12 protein-coding genes are annotated in these 13,416 nt (G+C 71.9%); 3 read left to right on the forward strand and 9 right to left on the reverse strand.

Annotated elements, in window-relative coordinates; genetic code table 11:
- Positions 1-64 precede the first annotated feature (64 nt).
- Together RWM17_RS03565 and RWM17_RS03570 are read right to left on the reverse strand one after the other, a co-directional pair.
- Positions 65-1,450: a glycine--tRNA ligase gene (locus RWM17_RS03565; protein ID WP_192041819.1), complete on the reverse strand. Its 1,386-nt coding sequence runs from the start codon at positions 1,448-1,450 to the stop codon at positions 65-67.
- 163 nt (positions 1,451-1,613) lie between these two features.
- Positions 1,614-2,678, reverse strand: a complete 1,065-nt coding sequence (locus RWM17_RS03570; RefSeq protein ID WP_314101424.1) for an aminotransferase class V-fold PLP-dependent enzyme — start codon at positions 2,676-2,678, stop codon at positions 1,614-1,616.
- A gap of 81 nt (positions 2,679-2,759) precedes the next feature.
- Between RWM17_RS03570 and RWM17_RS03575 the strand changes: the two genes are divergently transcribed.
- Both RWM17_RS03575 and RWM17_RS03580 read left to right on the forward strand, forming a co-directional pair.
- Complete coding sequence (locus tag RWM17_RS03575) at positions 2,760-3,722, forward strand: LysR family transcriptional regulator (protein ID WP_314101427.1); 963 nt, start codon at positions 2,760-2,762, stop codon at positions 3,720-3,722.
- A 32-nt stretch (positions 3,723-3,754) separates the two neighbouring features.
- The gene (locus tag RWM17_RS03580; protein WP_314101430.1) at positions 3,755-4,432 is read left to right on the forward strand and encodes a hypothetical protein; all 678 of its coding nucleotides are present in this window, start codon (positions 3,755-3,757) and stop codon (positions 4,430-4,432) included.
- Here the strand turns inward: RWM17_RS03580 and RWM17_RS03585 are convergent.
- Complete coding sequence (locus RWM17_RS03585) at positions 4,429-5,274, reverse strand: isoprenyl transferase (protein ID WP_314101432.1); 846 nt, start codon at positions 5,272-5,274, stop codon at positions 4,429-4,431. The genes RWM17_RS03580 and RWM17_RS03585 overlap by 4 nt on opposite strands.
- Complete coding sequence (recO, locus tag RWM17_RS03590) at positions 5,271-6,038, reverse strand: DNA repair protein RecO (RefSeq protein WP_192041824.1); 768 nt, start codon at positions 6,036-6,038, stop codon at positions 5,271-5,273. The genes RWM17_RS03585 and recO overlap by 4 nt, the downstream gene beginning before the upstream one ends.
- 34 nt (positions 6,039-6,072) lie before the next feature.
- Here recO and RWM17_RS03595 point away from each other — a divergent pair, with 34 nt between their 5' ends.
- Positions 6,073-6,735, forward strand: coding sequence for a TRIC cation channel family protein (locus RWM17_RS03595; protein WP_314101434.1), 663 nt, complete (start codon positions 6,073-6,075; stop codon positions 6,733-6,735).
- 429 nt (positions 6,736-7,164) lie between these two features.
- Here RWM17_RS03595 and leuA read toward each other — a convergent pair whose 3' ends face one another.
- From leuA to RWM17_RS03620, 5 genes are all read right to left on the reverse strand, one after another.
- The gene (gene leuA / locus RWM17_RS03600; RefSeq protein WP_123546144.1) at positions 7,165-8,925 is read right to left on the reverse strand and encodes a 2-isopropylmalate synthase; all 1,761 of its coding nucleotides are present in this window, start codon (positions 8,923-8,925) and stop codon (positions 7,165-7,167) included.
- A gap of 189 nt (positions 8,926-9,114) precedes the next feature.
- On the reverse strand, positions 9,115-9,786 hold the full coding sequence (locus tag RWM17_RS03605) for a response regulator transcription factor (RefSeq protein ID WP_314101437.1): 672 nt from the start codon (positions 9,784-9,786) through the stop codon (positions 9,115-9,117).
- Complete coding sequence (locus RWM17_RS03610; RefSeq protein ID WP_314101439.1) at positions 9,783-11,054, reverse strand: histidine kinase; 1,272 nt, start codon at positions 11,052-11,054, stop codon at positions 9,783-9,785. Before RWM17_RS03610 ends, RWM17_RS03605 begins: the two co-directional genes overlap by 4 nt.
- 106 nt (positions 11,055-11,160) lie before the next feature.
- On the reverse strand, positions 11,161-12,099 hold the full coding sequence (gene era, locus RWM17_RS03615) for a GTPase Era (protein ID WP_314101442.1): 939 nt from the start codon (positions 12,097-12,099) through the stop codon (positions 11,161-11,163).
- Positions 12,096-13,412: a hemolysin family protein gene (locus RWM17_RS03620; protein WP_314101468.1), complete on the reverse strand. Its 1,317-nt coding sequence runs from the start codon at positions 13,410-13,412 to the stop codon at positions 12,096-12,098. Before RWM17_RS03620 ends, era begins: the two co-directional genes overlap by 4 nt.
- Between the last annotated feature and the right edge of the window lie 4 nt (positions 13,413-13,416).

Below are 13,416 nucleotides of genomic sequence, written 5' to 3' on the forward strand. Positions count from 1 at the left end.
GGCCGGACGGGCCGGCAGGCCGGACGGGCCGGCAGGCCGAACGGGCCGGCGGGCCGGACGGGCGCTAGGCGCCGAGCAGCTGCTCCGCGAGGTACCCGCGCAGCGCCGACAGGGGCATGCGCTGCTGCTCCATCGTGTCGCGCTCGCGGACCGTCACCGCGTCGTCCTCGAGCGAGTCGAAGTCGACCGTGACGCAGAACGGCGTGCCGATCTCGTCCTGGCGACGGTAGCGACGGCCGATCGCCCCGGCGTCGTCGAAGTCGATGTTCCAGTACTTGCGGAGGTCCGCGGCGAGGCCGCGCGCCATCGGCGACAGCTGCTCGTTGCGGCTCAGGGGCAGGACGGCGACCTTGATCGGCGCCAGGCGACGGTCGAGCTTCAGGACGGTGCGCTTGTCGACGCCGCCCTTCGCGTTGGGCGCCTCGTCCTCGGTGTACGCGTCGACGAGGAAGGCCATGAGCGACCGGGTGAGGCCGGCTGCGGGCTCGATGACGTACGGCGTCCAGCGCTCGTTCTTGGCCTGGTCGAAGTACGACAGGTCCTTGCCGGAGGCGGCGGCGTGCGTCCTGAGGTCGTAGTCGGTGCGGTTCGCGACGCCCTCGAGCTCACCGAACTCACCGCCGGCGAACCGGAAGCGGTACTCGATGTCGACGGTGCGCTTCGAGTAGTGCGAGAGCTTCTCGGGGGCGTGCTCGTAGAGGCGGAGGTTCTCGGGGTCGATGCCGAGGTCGACGTACCACTGGAAGCGGGCGTCGATCCAGTACTGGTGCCACTCTTCGTCGCTGCCGGGCTCGACGAAGAACTCCATCTCCATCTGCTCGAACTCGCGCGTGCGGAAGATGAAGTTGCCGGGGGTGATCTCGTTGCGGAAGCTCTTGCCGATCTGGCCGATGCCGAACGGCGGCTTGATCCGCGACGACTGCAGGATGTTGTCGAAGTTGGTGAAGATGCCCTGGGCCGTCTCGGGCCGGAGGTACGCCATGCCCTGCTCGTTGTCGACCGGCCCGAGGAACGTCTTGAGCAGGCCGGAGAAGTTCTGCGGCTCGGTCCACGACCCGGGCTGCCCGGTCTCGGGGTCGCGCACGTCGGCGAGGCCGTTCTCGGGCGGGTGGCCGTGCTTGGCCTCGTACGCCTCGAGGAGGTGGTCGGCCCGATAGCGCTTGTGGGTGTGCAGCGACTCGACCAGGGGGTCGCTGAAGACCTCGACGTGCCCGGAGGCCTCCCACACCTGGCGCGGCAGGATGACGGCGGAGTCGAGCCCGACGACGTCGTCGCGGCCCTGCACCATGGTCTGCCACCACTGGCGCTTGATGTTCTCCTTGAGCGCGACGCCGAGGGGCCCGTAGTCCCAGGCCGACCGGGACCCGCCGTAGATCTCGCCCGACTGGAAGACGAACCCGCGGCGCTTGGCCAGGGCGATGACGGAATCGAGACGGTTGGGTGCTGCCACGGGGTGTGCTCCAGAGGATCGGTCCGGGCTCGGGGCCCGGCGGTCGAGGTACCCGGCAACTCTAGCCGCGCGGGCGGCTCGGCCTGCTCCGGCCGGGCGCCCGGACGAGTCCCGACGCCCGGACGACTCGACGCCCCGACGCTCGACGCCTCGACCAGCCGGGTCAGCGTCCCAGGGAGGCGACGACCGCCTCCACGTCCTCGGCCGTGTTCCAGAGGTGGAAGGCGACCCGCACGCGACCGGCCCGGGCGGAGACCGTGAGGCCCGCCTCCCCCATCGCGTCCGCGGCCCGCCCGTCGACGTCCGTCCACGTGACGATCGCCTGGTGCTGCTCGGGCAGGTCGAGTCGTCGGCAGAGCTCGTCGCCGAGTCCGCTGGCGTGCGCCCAGGTCTCGGCGGGGTCGAGGCGGGCGAGCGTCTCGAGGGCCGCCGCGGCGCCCGGCCAGGCCGGCCAGGCCGGCGAGACGTCGAAGGCCCGGGCGTCGTGGGCGAGGTGCATCGCGGGCCCGTAGCAGGACGACCAGACCGAGTCGCCCGCGTACCAGCCGGCCTGCACGGGCCGCAGGTCCGCCAGGGCACGCTCGGACAGGGTCATGAAGGCCGCGCCCCGGGGGCAGCAGAGCCACTTGTAGGCGTGCCCGACCGAGACGTCCCACGTGGAGGCGTCGACCGGGAGCACGCCGGCCGCCTGCGTCACGTCGCAGAGGGTGAGGACGCCGTGGGCGGCGGCCGCGGCGCGGATGCGTGCGTCGTCGGCCACGACGCCGGTGGCCGACTGGACGGCCGACCAGGCCACGCACCACGTCCGGGGCCCGACCTCCTCCGCGAGCTCGCCGACCGGGACGCTGCGCACCGTCACGCCTCGGTGCGCCTGCTGCAGGAACGGGTAGACGACCGAGCTGAAGTCGCCGTCGACGCAGACGACCTCGGCGCCGTCGGGCGCGGCCGCGGCGACCACGGAGACCATGGCCGAGGTCTGCGAGCCCACGGCGACGCTCGTGACGGGCACGCCCACCAGCCGCGCGTACGAGGCCCTGGCCTGCTCGACGACGTCCCCGTAGGCGACGGGCGAGCGCGAGCCGGCGGACCAGCGGTCGAGGTCGTCGCGCTGGGCCGCGAGCGTCTCGTCCAGGGGCAGCCCCATGGTGCACGCGGCGAGGTAACCGGTGCCGCTCGCGAAGCGCGAGGCCGCCTCCGGGACGGTGAGGATGCTGGTCGTGTCGGGCATCGACCCAGACTGGGCCGTGCGCCGCACGACGACAAGACCAGGACGACAACGCCACACATAACGTGGCGTTATGGTTCGAGCATGACCGACGACCTCGATCTGCTGACCCTCCGCATCGTGCGCGCCGTCGCCGACACCGGCACGGTGACCGCAGCCGCCGCCGAGCTGGGCTACAGCCAGCCGGCGATCAGCCAGCACCTGCGGCGGGCCGAGGCCCGGGTGGGGCACCCGCTCCTGCTGCGGGCGGGCCGCGGGGTCGAGCTGACCGAGGCCGGGCGGCGCCTGGCCGAGCACGCCGTCCACGTGCAGGCCGCCCTCGACGCGGCGCGCCAGGAGCTCGACCACCTCGGCGGCGCGACCTCGGGACGGGTGCGGCTCGCGGGCTTCCCGAGCGCCTCCTCGACGCTCGTGCCCGATGTCCTGTCAGGGCTGCGCACCAGCCACCCGGGACTGCAGGTCGACTACGTCGAAGCGGAGCCGCCCGAGGCGCTGACGCTGCTGCGCGACGGGGCCGTGGACGCCGCGGTCGTGTTCCGCCACGCGGGTCGGGCCGCGACCGATCGCGAGATCCTGCCCGATTCGCTCCTCGAGGCCGCGTTGTTCGTCGACCGGACCGTGCTCGTCCTGCCCCGCGCGCACCCGTTCGGGGAGGGCGACGACTTCGGGGCGCTGCACGCCGAGCGCTGGATCGGCGGCTGCCCTCGCTGCCGCGGCCACCTCCTCACCACCTGCGCCGCCGCCGACTTCGTGCCCGACATCGTCCTCGAGACCGACAACGCGCTCGCCGTGCTCGGCCTCGTCGCGGCGGGCCTCGGGATCGCGCTGCTGCCGGGCCTGTCGCTGCAGTCGGCGGCGGTCCCCGAGGAGGTGCGGGTCGTCACCCTGCCTCCGTCCGTTTCACGGGTGATCGCGGTCGCGCACCGCCGCGGGGCCCGGCGGGTGCCCAGCATCCGCGTCCTCACGGAGGCAGTGGCCGCGGTGCTGCCGGACCGGCACGGCCTCGAGGCGGTCGGGCCGCAGGGCGCCGTCGCAGGCCCGAGCTAGGCTGACCGGACGAGACGAAGGGTGCCCGCTCCGTGAAGAGACGACTGACCGCCGTCGGCCTCGCCGCCGTCGTGCTGGTGGGCCTCACCGCCTGCTTCCCCGACCTCACGACCCTGCAGCCGGTCGGCCAGGGCGGTGTCGACGACGGCTCGGGCCTGGGCGGCACGGCCACCCAGGCGCCCCAGCCCCAGGTCACGGGCGCGCCGGGCTCCGGCGGAGGGACGAGCGGCGCCTCGCCCGACGAGCTGGCACCGGGCGGCACGCTCCTCAACCAGGTCAACTACAAGGACCTGACGATCTACGTCTACAGCGTCGGCACTCTGACGACCACGGCGCCCTCCATCTACGCGCGACCCGACGGCAGCGATCCCTACCCCGCCGGAACCACCGTCGAGGCCACCGCCTACGTGCTGGCCAACAACTCCCAGCGCCGTCTCGACCTCACCGACCTGAGCGCCGACTACTCCGCCTACGGCAACGACCTCGCCCAGCAGGACGTGTTCGCCGGCCAGGACCTGCTGACGGACGCCGGCTACTCGACGTCGCTCGAGTCGGCCTTCCCGGCGGACGCGGCGACCTGGTACCTGCTGCCGGGCGAGTCGGCCGTGTTCGCCAACGCCTGGTTCCACCGGCCCGCCGACGGGCCCCTCACCCTGCAGTTCCTCTGGCCCGCCGAGCGGATCTTCCTCGGCGCGAACATCCAGTTCTAGGCGCTGGTGCCGCCGGTGCTCGGACCCGTTCCCGTACCACCGGCCTCGGCCGGCGTCGGCGCATCGACGGCCCCGCCGAAGCGACGAGAGCGCCTGGCGTACGTGACCACCGCCTCCCAGAGGTCGGTCCTCGTGAAGTCGGGCCAGAGCCGGTCGAGGAACACCATCTCCGCGTAGGCCGACTGCCACAGCAGGAAGTTGCTCGTCCGCTGCTCGCCCGAGCTGCGGACGAAGAGGTCGACGTCGGGCAGCTCGGGCGCGTACAGGTGCCGCTGGATGAGCTTCTCGCTGACACCCGACGGCTTGACGCGACCCGCCGCCACGTCCTCGGCGATGGCGCGCACGGCGTCGGCGATCTCGGTGCGGCCGCCGTAGTTGACGCACATCGTGAGGGTCAGCACGTCGTTGTCGCGCGTGAGCTCCTCGGCGTACTGCAGCTCCTTGATCACGGAGCCCCACAGGCGCGGCTTGCGGCCCGCCCAGCGGACGCGCACGCCCCACGCGTTCAGCTGGTCGCGCCTCCGGTGCAGGACGTCGCGGTTGAAGCCCATGAGGAACTTCACCTCGTCGGGCGAGCGCTTCCAGTTCTCGGTCGAGAAGGCGTAGACGCTGAGGTGCTTCACGCCGAGCTGGATGGCGCCCGCGACGACGTCGAGCAGCGAGGCCTCGCCCTGCTTGTGGCCCTCGACACGGGACAGGCCCCGCGCGTTCGCCCATCGCCCGTTGCCGTCCATGACGATCGCGACGTGCTCGGGGACGGCGCCCCGGGGCAGCTCGGGCGGGTACAGGCCCGTCCAGTCGACGGGGCGCCAGTCGACGGCGTCGCGGTGGGTCTTCTTCACGGGGTGCCTTCCCTGGCGGCGGCGGGCAGTGCCCGGCCGGGCTCTCGGTCGATGTGCTGGAGCGAGCGAAGGCCGCGCTCGAGGTGCCACTGCGTGTACGCGGCGACGACGCCGCTCGCCTGGTTGCGGGTCGCGTCCGGGGTCGCGTCGGCCGCCTCCCAGTCGCCGGTCAGCAGCGCCGAGAGCAGCCCGAGCGCAGGAGGCGCGAGTCGCGGAGCCCCCGGAGGAGCGTGCTCGTCGGCCACGACTCCCCCGAGCTGCACCACGAACGCCGAGTGCGGACCCGGCGCGCCCGACACGGCGCAGTCGCCGAAGCTCGGCGACCAGCCGGCGATGCTGAGCGCGCGGAGCAGGTAGGAGTCGAGGGTCAGCTGGGGGGCGTGCTCCCGCCGGCTCAGCGACCGCAGGGCGCCGACGAGGAGGAGGTACTGCTGCAGGCCGGCCTCGGCGTCGGTCAGCTTGTCGGCCGTCTCGACCATGACGCTCCCGGCCGTGTAGCTCGCGTAGTCGGCGGCGATCAGGGCACCGTAGGAGCCCAGCGACTCGGCCTGGGTCACCACGTCGAGCGATCGGCCCTCGTAGAGCTGCACGTCCGCCACCATCATCGGCTCGAGACGCGAGCCGAACTTCGACCCGGTGCGTCGGACCCCCTTGGCCACGGCCCGGATCTTGCCGTGCTGGCGGCTGAGCATGGTGAGGATGCGGTCCGCCTCACCCAGCTTGTGGGTGCGCAGCACCACGCATTCATCTCGGTACACAGGCACTCGGCCATGATCCCACGCGTGGTACAAGTGCAGGATGCACGCCACGGCCTTCGCCATCCCCCTGTGGGCCGACCTCCTCGCCGTCGGGGTCGGCAGCCTGCAGGGCGCCATGTTCGCCTCCGAGTTCAAGGACAGACGCCTCGACCTGCTCGGGATCGCGATCATCGGCATCGCCACCGGGCTCGGCGGCGGCATCCTGCGCGACGTGCTGCTCGGGCAGGTGCCCCGCGCCATGTCGAGCAACTGGTACCTGCTCGTGGCCGTGGCCGCCGCCCTCGTCGGGATGGCGCTGCAGCGCCTGTTCCACAGGCTCGCGGGGCTGATCACCGCCCTGGACGCCCTCACCATCGGCCTGTTCGGCGCGATCGGCTCGACGAAGGCGCTGGCGCTCGGGCTGCCCGAGATCCCTGCCGTGTTCGTGGGGGTGATCTCCGCGGTCGGGGGCTCGGTGCTGCGAGACCTGTTGATGAACCTGACCATCGCGATGATGCACGTCGGGTCGCTCTACGCCGTGGCCGCTGCCGCCGGGACCGTCGTGCTCGTCGTGCTCGTCTCGGTCGGGGCGCCGGTGGCGCTCTCCGCGATCATCGGGACGTCCGTCACCCTGGTGATCCGGCTGTTGGCCGTGCGGTTCGGCTGGACCCTGCCCGAGCAGCGCGCCCTGAGCCGGCTGCCGCGCTGGCGTCGACCGCGCTGACGCCGACCGGCATGCGCTGCGGCGCCGGCGCTGGCCGCCGCACCGGCGCGCTCCGTGTCGGCAACTCCTGACGGGTGCGCCGGCGCTGTCGTGCGCCGAGGACGACCGCCGGCCCGGCCGGTCGTGCATCAGGAGTTGCCGACAGGAGGTCGAGCACGCCTGCCCGGACCGGGTCGTGGCGGCGCTACGTGGACCCGCGGGACTGGTCGGACGGGCAGTGGGGACCCGTGTCGGCAACTCCTGACCGGTGCGGCGGCGCTGACGCGCGCCAGCGTCATCCGCACGCGTGTCCGCGCACGCTTCCGGAGTTGCCGACACGATCGGCGGCCTGCCGTGGGAGCCTGCGGCCTGCCGTGGGAGCCTGCGGCCTGCTGCAGCCGGGCCGAGCGGCGGCCCGCTGCCGCGGCCGCTGCCGCAGTCGCGCTGCGGCTAGGCGGTGGCGAGCTCGCGCACCGTCGTCGTCCTGCGGACGGCGCGGTTCACCGCGGAGACGATGGCCTTGAGCGACGCCGTCGAGATGTCGGCGTCGATGCCCACGCCCCAGAGGCGCGTCCCGTCGACGTCGAGCTCGACGTAGGCCGCGGCCTGGGCGTCGCCGCCCGCGCTGAGGGTGTGCTCGACGTAGTCGTAGAGCTCGACGCGCACCCCGTGGTCGGCGAGGACCTGGATGAAGGCGTCGATCGGGCCCTTGCCCCGACCGGAGGTCGACTCGACCGTGTCGCCCACGCGCAGGTCGACGTCGAGCGACGTCACGCCGCCCATGTCGCTGGACGTCCCCGTGCGCGTCAGCTCGAACCGGCCCCACTTGTCGTCGTCGATCGGAGCGGGCAGGTACTCGTCCTGGAAGATCGTCCAGATGTGAGCGCTCGACATCTCGCCGCCCTCGGCGTCGGTGCGCGCCTGGACGACCCCGCTGAACTCGATCTGCAGCTTGCGCGGCAGGTCGATCGCGTGGTCGGCCTTGAGCAGGTAGGCGACGCCGCCCTTGCCCGACTGCGAGTTGACCCGGATGACAGCCTCGTAGCTCCGGCCCAGGTCCTTCGGGTCGACCGGCAGGTACGGCACCGCCCAGACGAGGTCGTCGACGCTCGTCCCCGTCGCCTCGGCCTCGGCGGCCATCGCCTCGAAGCCCTTCTTGATGGCGTCCTGGTGGGAGCCGCTGAAGGCCGTGTAGACCAGGTCGCCCGCCCACGGGCTGCGCTCCGGAACCGGCAGCTGGTTGCAGTGCTCGGCGGTGCGCTTCACCTTGTCGAGGTCGCTGAAGTCGATCTGGGGGTCGATGCCCTGCGTGAAGAGGTTGATCCCGAGCGCGACGAGGTCGACGTTCCCGGTGCGCTCGCCGTTGCCGAAGAGGCAGCCCTCGATGCGGTCGGCACCGGCCAGGTAGCCCAGCTCAGCGGCGGCGATGCCCGTGCCGCGGTCGTTGTGCGGGTGGAGCGACAGGACGACGCTGTCTCGGCGGGCGAGGTTGCGGTGCATCCACTCGATCGAGTCGGCGTACACGTTCGGGGTCGCCATCTCGACGGTGGCCGGCAGGTTGACGATGACGGGGCGCTCGGGCGTCGCGTCGAAGGCCTCGATGACCTGGTTGCAGATGTCGAGGGCGAAGTCGAGCTCTGTGCCGGTGTAGCTCTCGGGCGAGTACTCGTAGAACACGGCCGTCTCGGGGATGGTCGCCTCGGCCGCACGGCAGAGCCGGACGCCCTCGAGGGCGATGTCGACGATCCCTTGCCGGTCGGTGCGGAAGACGACGTCCCGCTGCAGGACGCTCGTCGAGTTGTAGAGGTGCACGATCGCCTGCTTGGCACCGGCGATGGCCTCGTACGTGCGGGCGATCAGGTGCTCGCGCGCCTGGGTCAGCACCTGGATCGTCACGTCGTCCGGGATCGCACCCGTCTCGATCAGGCTGCGGACGAAGTCGAAGTCGGTCTGCGAGGCGCTGGGGAAGCCGACCTCGATCTCCTTGTAGCCCATGCCGACGAGCAGGTCGAACATGATGCGCTTGCGCTCGGGGCTCATCGGGTCGATGAGCGCCTGGTTGCCGTCGCGGAGGTCGACGGCGCACCAGCGCGGGGCCTCGGTGATGCGACGCGAGGGCCACGTCCGGTCGGGCAGGTCGACGGCGATCTGCTCGTGGAACGGGCGGTACTTGTGGATCGGCATCCCCGACGGGATCTGTGCGTTCTTCATGACTCAGGTCTTCTCTGCCCCGACGACGGGGCCTCAGCGCGTGGATGGTGTCGGCCGACGACGAACTCCGCGACGAGGGAGGCCTGGGTCAGGACTCGTCGCGGCAGCTAAGGAGGAGCAGACCGAACAGCACGAGGCGAATCTAGCACCCGAGCCCGGTCCGTGACGGACGAGCCCCGTCGGCCGCCGCTACTCGGTGATCCCGTGCTCGTACGCGTAGACGACGAGCTGGACGCGGTCGCGCAGCGACAGCTTCGACAGCACCCGGCTGATGTGCGTCTTTACCGTGGCCTCGCTGAGGAACTCGCGCCCGGCGATCTCCGAGTTGCTGAGCCCCCTGGCTGCGAGGTCGAAGATGTCCCGCTCGCGACTGGTCAGGGTGCCGAAGGCGGGCGGGATCGACGCCGCCCGGGAGGAGCGGCCGTCGAAGTGCTCGAAGAGCTCCCGCGTGGCCGAGGCCGCGATCACGGCGGTGCCCGCGTGGACGGTGCGGATCGCCGCGAGCAGGAACTCGGGGTCCGCGTCCTTCAGGACGAAGCCGCTCGCGCCTCCCCGGATCGCGCGGGTCGCCGCCTCGTCCAGGTCGAAGGTCGTGAGCACGATGATGCGCGGCGGGCGGCGGGCGGCCGCCTCGGCCTGGGCCAGGACGGCGCTCGTCGCGGCGATCCCGTCCATCACGGGCATCCGGATGTCCATCAGGACGACGTCCGGACGCGCCTCGGCGACCATCGTCACCCCCTCCTCGCCGTCGCTGGCCTCGCCGACGAACTCGAGGTCGGGCTGAGAGCCGACGAGCATCTTGATGCCGGCCCGGAAGAGCGCCTGGTCGTCGACCAGGGCGACACGGATCGTGGTGGTCATCGGATCATCCCTACTTCTTGGGTGAGCGCCAGCGTCGGCACGATGGCGTGGACGACGAACCGGCCGTCGGCGTCCTGGGTCGTGAGCGACCCGCCGGCCAGCGTCGCGCGCTCGCGCATGCCGTCGAGACCGTGGCCGCCGCGGCGCACCTCGCCCGTCGCCCGCGTGTCGACGGGCTCGGTGACCGGCCGCACGACGTTGGACACCACCAGGTGGAGGGCGTCGTAGCGCCAGTCGAACAGCAGCTCGACCGGAGCGTCCCGCGCCCCGTGCCGGAGCGCGTTGGTCAGCGACTCCTGGGCGATGCGGAACACGGCGAGCTGTCGGTTGGTGCCGAGCTGCTGGGGCTCGCCGTGCACGCGGTGGTCGATCTGCAGACCAGAGCCTCGCATCTGGTCGAGGAGGCGGTCGAGGTCGCCCAGCGCGGGCTGCGGTGCCTCGCCCTGGCTGTGCCGCAGCTGCCCCAGCAGCACACGGACGTCCCCGAGAGCCTCGCGGGCGGTCCCCGCGATGGTCTGGAGCGCCTCGTCGACGCTCGTGGGATCGACCCTCGCGGCGTAGCGGGCGCCGTCGGCCTGGGCGATCACGACGGCGAGCGAGTGGGCGACGACGTCGTGCATGTCCCGGGCGATCCGGTTGCGCTCCTGCTCGACGGCGATGTCGCGCTCGGCCCGCGCCGCCTCGCGCTCGGCCCGGGCGGCGTCGCCCTCGGCCCGTGCCGTCTCGCGCTCGGCCGTGAGCTGCGCCTCGCGGCTCACCCGCGCGGTCGACCTCGCCCGGGTCAGCAGACCCGCTGCCCACGGCAGCCCGAGGAGACCGAGGAAGCCGAGGAACGTGATGCCGAGCTGCAGGAAGATGCGGACCACGTCGGTGACGCCGTAGACGTTGTAGTCGATGCCGAACAGCGACGTCTGCACGAACGAGACGTAGAAGGTGCCCGAGATCGCGCCGAGGGCCACCGACCCGAGACCAGCCCACTTGGCTCGTTCGCTGCCGTAGGCGGCGACCGAGTACAGCACGGCGCAGATGGCGAGGTTGCTGACGCCCGGCGTCGACAGCGAGACCATCTCGCCGAGGGCGACGGCCCAGGCGATCGTCAACGCCAGCGACGGGGACAGGCGCCGGATCGCCGCGGCGACGACCATTCCGAGCACGACCAGGCCGCCCGGGAGGTCGCCCTCGAGGAACAGCAGCGAGACGAACCCGAGCAGGAGGGCCGCCGAGACGTCGACGACGACCTGGTAGGGCGCGAGGCGGCGGAAGCTCATCCGACGAGCGTAGGGCGCGGAGGGCGCCTGCGGGTCAGCCGCGGACGTCCCGACGACCAGCGGCCGACACGGATCATCCTGTGGAGGGACGGACGCGCCCCTGGGGTCAGAAGCCCAGGCGGCCGAGCAGCTTCGGGTCGCGCTGCCAGTCCTTCGCGACCTTGACCCGGATCGACAGGAACACCTGGTGGCCGACGAGCGGCTCGATCTGCGCCCGTGCCCTCGCGCCGACCTCGCGCAGCCTCGCGCCGCCCTTGCCGATCACGATGGCCTTCTGGCTGTCGCGCTCGACGAAGAGGTTCGCGTAGATCTCGAGGATGTCCTTGTCGTCGCGCTGGACCATGTCGTCGATGGTGACGGCGAGGGAGTGCGGCAGTTCGTCCTGCACGCCCTCGAGCGCCGCCTCCCGGATGTACTCGGAGACCCTGTCCTCGAGGACCTCCTCGGTGACGGCGTCCGCCGGGTAGAGCGCGGGCGACAGCGGCATGAGCTTGATGAGCTCGTCGGCGAGGACGTCGAGCTGCACGTCGCCGAGGGCGGAGAGCGGGATGATCGCCTCCCAGTCGCGCAGCCGGCTCACCGCGAGCAGCTGCTCCGCCACGGCCGGCCGCGAGGTCGTGTCCGTCTTCGTGACGATGGCGACCTTCTTGGCGCGCGGGAACGCGTCGAGCTGCTCGTTGATGAACTTGTCGCCCGGACCGATCTTCTCGTCGGCCGGGATGCAGAGCCCGATCACGTCGACGTCGCCCAGGGTCGTCTGCACCACGTCGTTGAGGCGCTCGCCGAGCAGGGTACGGGGCCGGTGCATGCCGGGCGTGTCCACGAGCACGAGCTGACCCGCGGGGTGGTGCACGATCCCGCGGATGGCCCGCCGGGTCGTCTGGGGCTTCGAGGAGGTGATGGCCACCTTCTCGCCGACGAGCGCGTTCGTCAGGGTCGACTTGCCGACGTTCGGCCGCCCCACGAACGAGACGAAGCCCGCACGGTGGTCGGGGCCTGCAGTCGGCACGGGAGGCAGGACGGAGTCGTCGCCGGTGGTCGTCATGGTGCTTCTCTCGGGGAGGGGATCGAGTCGGGGTCGGTGAAGGCCGCCTGGGCGGAGACCAGGGCGGGGTCGCGCTGGACGAGGACCGTCTGCAGGTCGCGACGTCGCCCCTCCGTGCGGTCGGCCGTGAGGACGAGACCGGAGACGGTGACGGTCGAGCCCTTCTCGGGCAGGCGCCCGAGCTGCTTCGTGAGGAGGCCGCCGACGGAGTCGACGTCGTCGTCGTCCAGCTCGATGCCGAAGAGGTCGCCGAGCTCGTCGACGGCCAGCCGTGCACTGACGCGGTAGACCCCCGGAGAGATCTCACGGTGCTCGGCGACGGTGCGGTCGTACTCGTCGCTGATGTCGCCGACGAGCTCTTCGATGAGGTCCTCGAGGGTGACGAGGCCGGCGATGCCGCCGTACTCGTCGACGACCATCGCGAGGTGGTTCTTGTCGAGCTGCATCTGTCGCAGCGCGTCGTCGGCCTTCTTCGACTCGGGCACGAAGACCGCGGGGCGTGCGAGGTCGGCCACCGCGGCGTCGTCGGCGCCGGCGTGCTCGTGCAGGCGCCGTGCGAGGTCGCGGAGGTAGACGACGCCGACCACGTCGTCGCTGTCGCGGCCGACCACGGGCACCCTCGAGACACCGCGTCCCAGGAAGAGGCTCATCGCCGAGCGGACGGAAGCCGTCGACTCGATGGTGACCATGTCGGTGCGGGGCACCATGACCTCGCGGACCACCGTGTCGCTGAACTCGAAGATCGAGTGGATCAGCTCACGGTCGTCTTCTTCGAGGACGTCGAGCTCGGTGGCCTCGTCGACCATGCTGAGGAGTTGCTCCTCCGACGAGAACGACGCACTGCGGGGCCGGCCCGGCGTGACCCTGTTGCCGATCGCGACGAGGGCGTCGGCGAGCGGTCCGAGCACGACACGGAGGCCCCGGACGAGGCCCGCGCTCGCGACGACGAGGCCTCGGGCGTGCGCCCGGCCCACGCTGCGCGGGCTCGAGCCGACGAGCACGAACGACACGAGGGTCATGATCAACGCCGACAACAGCAGTGCGAGCCACCAGTGCTCGACAGTGAACGCGAACGAGAGAGAGACCAGGACCGCAGCGGACGTCTCGGCGACCACCCGCGTGAAGTTGACCGCGTTGACGTGGGCTCCGACGTCGGCGGCGACCGCGGTGAGCGAGGAGCTGCTGCGGGGCGACGACTCTGCTTCGTCGAGCAGGTCGCCCCGGCTCAGCACGCCGAGCGCGGCGTCGACCGCCGCGAGCAGCCCCCCGAGGACGACGAGCACGACGGCCACGATGACGAACACGGTGACCATCACG

Origin of the sequence: uncultured Frigoribacterium sp., from assembly GCF_963515265.1 — a bacterium.
Classification (GTDB): domain Bacteria; phylum Actinomycetota; class Actinomycetes; order Actinomycetales; family Microbacteriaceae; genus Frigoribacterium.

Excerpts from the sequence above, each read along its gene's own strand:
- RWM17_RS03610 (WP_314101439.1), bottom strand. The coding sequence starts at position 11,054 with ATGAGCTTCCGCCGCCTCGCGCCCTACCAGGTCGTCGTCGACGTCTCG.
- RWM17_RS03605 (WP_314101437.1), bottom strand. The coding sequence starts at position 9,786 with ATGACCACCACGATCCGTGTCGCCCTGGTCGACGACCAGGCGCTCTTC.
- leuA (WP_123546144.1), bottom strand. The coding sequence starts at position 8,925 with ATGAAGAACGCACAGATCCCGTCGGGGATGCCGATCCACAAGTACCGC.
- RWM17_RS03620 (WP_314101468.1), bottom strand. The coding sequence starts at position 13,412 with ATGGTCACCGTGTTCGTCATCGTGGCCGTCGTGCTCGTCGTCCTCGGG.
- RWM17_RS03595 (WP_314101434.1), top strand. The coding sequence starts at position 6,073 with ATGCACGCCACGGCCTTCGCCATCCCCCTGTGGGCCGACCTCCTCGCC.
- RWM17_RS03570 (WP_314101424.1), bottom strand. The coding sequence starts at position 2,678 with ATGCCCGACACGACCAGCATCCTCACCGTCCCGGAGGCGGCCTCGCGC.
- era (WP_314101442.1), bottom strand. The coding sequence starts at position 12,099 with ATGACGACCACCGGCGACGACTCCGTCCTGCCTCCCGTGCCGACTGCA.
- RWM17_RS03575 (WP_314101427.1), top strand. The coding sequence starts at position 2,760 with ATGACCGACGACCTCGATCTGCTGACCCTCCGCATCGTGCGCGCCGTC.